At 62.4% G+C, this 1,848-nt stretch carries 2 protein-coding genes and 1 pseudogene; 1 reads left to right on the forward strand and 2 read right to left on the reverse strand.

Annotated elements, in window-relative coordinates; translation table 11 throughout:
- The coding region (locus GM79_RS25380; RefSeq protein WP_035560690.1) for a hypothetical protein at positions 1–463 on the reverse strand (463 nt) is incomplete at its 3' end.
- A gap of 25 nt (positions 464–488) precedes the next feature.
- Positions 489–1,391, reverse strand: coding sequence for a histone deacetylase (locus GM79_RS05845; RefSeq protein ID WP_035560692.1), 903 nt, complete (start codon positions 1,389–1,391; stop codon positions 489–491).
- 107 nt (positions 1,392–1,498) lie between these two features.
- Between GM79_RS05845 and GM79_RS05850 the strand changes: the two are divergent.
- Positions 1,499–1,848, forward strand: a pseudogene (locus GM79_RS05850) (ISLre2 family transposase); the annotation flags it as partial.

The following is a 1,848-nucleotide window of genomic DNA, read 5'->3' on the forward strand; positions in this document are numbered from 1 at the left end:
TGGGGTCGGGGGTGTAGGGGTCGGGCGCGTCGGCGCTGTGGTGCGGCTCGGGCTGGGCCTGGGTGGCGGAGTGGCGGCGGGCGACGGGGGCGTATTTGCGCAGTATTTCGCCTTCATCTTCGCCAAACCGGTCTTCCAGCGCCTGGGCATTGCCCACAATCAGGTTGGTAATCTGCTGCTCTTCCAAGCGGCTGAAGTAGCCCAGCAGCAGGGCATCTTCGAGGGACGGAAACAGGCTGCGCCGGGCGGCTACCACGGCCGTGGCGGCAGGCCCCACCTGCTGCCAGTAGCGCCGACGCGTCTCCGCCTGCTCGGCGCGCAGGTCGCGCAGCCGCTCGCGCAGGTTCTCCACGTCCAGAATGGCCTGGCGGAAAGCCTGCTGGGCGAGGGTGCCCGCTGGTTGTTCGTCGAGCCGCACGGGTACGGTAACTGGCGTGGGATGCGTAGAGGCAGCGTTTTTCATGGATGGCAAAGGTAGTTCTACCGCTTTATCCCCACAGCTCAAATGCCACCCGAAACGTGTTGCAATGCGCGTCCACGATGTCGGCCAGTCGCTCGGAATAGCCGCCGCCCATGCTCACGGCCACCGGCAACTGTTGCTCGCGGCACAGGCCCAGCACGTATTCGTCGCGCTGCCGGCAGCCGGCAGGGGTGAGGCTCAATTTTCCGAGTTTATCGGTAGCCAGCACATCGACTCCGGCTTGGTAGAACACGAAATCTGGTTGCACCTGGGCCAGCAGTTTGGGCAGCGCCTCGTGCAGCAGACGCAGATAGTCGGCATCGCCGGTGCCCAGCTCCAGGGCAATATCCAGGTCCGACGTTTCTTTTCGCAGTGGGTAGTTGGCCCCGGCGTGCATGGAAAACGTGAACACCCGGGGCTCGCTTTGGAAAATACTGGCTGTACCGTCGCCCTGATGCACGTCCAAATCCACTATTAGAATCTGTTGCGCCAAACCGTGAGCCAGCAGGTGCGCGGCGGCGATGGCCTGGTCATTGAGTACGCAAAATCCCTCGCCCCGGTCGGCAAAGGCGTGATGGGTGCCACCGGCCAGGTTCAGGCCCACGCCGTCTTGTAATGCGTGCAGGGCCGCTTGCAGGGTGCCGGCGCTGCTGCTCAGCGAGCGCCGCACCAGCTGCGGGCTTTGCGGCAGGCCCAGGCGCCGCACCTCGGCTGCGGATAGCTGCAGGTCGCGCACCTTGTGCCAGTACTCGGCCGTGTGCACGCGCAGCACGTCTTCTTCGGCACACAGGCCGGGCTCGTAGAAGTCCTCGGCTGCCGCGATGCCCTGCCACAACAGCTGCTCCCGAATCAGGGAGTACTTGGCGATGGGGAAGCGGTGGCCGGCAGGTAGGTCGAGGGTGTAGTGGTCGGAAGTGGCGAGTAGGGGCATGAGTGAGGTACGCTTTAGCTGGCACCGCAGGGCGGTAAACGGAATTGGGGAAGAATAAGGCGTCCGGGTGCAATTCAAATTGTCGCGGCGTATTGGTAACTTGTGTCATGCCTACCTCCCCCACCACCGCCATGAGCAAAGCCGAATATCTCGCCTTGGCCGAGCAGAAGTACAACGATTTGCAGGCCCTCGGGACCGCGCCGACTTTCTACGATTACGAGAAGTCGTTTGAAGCCATCTGGCTGGAATTGGGCCGTCAAGTGTTGGAGCGCAACATGGGCTCCGTGCCAGCCGACCGGCGTAAAAAAAAAGATGATGACGCGCTTTGGCCAAATCCAAGTAGCTAATAGTGAGGCCTTTAGCGTGCACCCAAACGGGTTTGGCATCAGCCCCTACCTCCAGGAGAAGCTGGTTTTTTTAGGGCAATTCGAGGTCTACCAACAGGCTGCCGCCTTGA

The organism is Hymenobacter sp. IS2118 (assembly GCF_000715495.1).
GTDB lineage: Bacteria > Bacteroidota > Bacteroidia > Cytophagales > Hymenobacteraceae > Hymenobacter.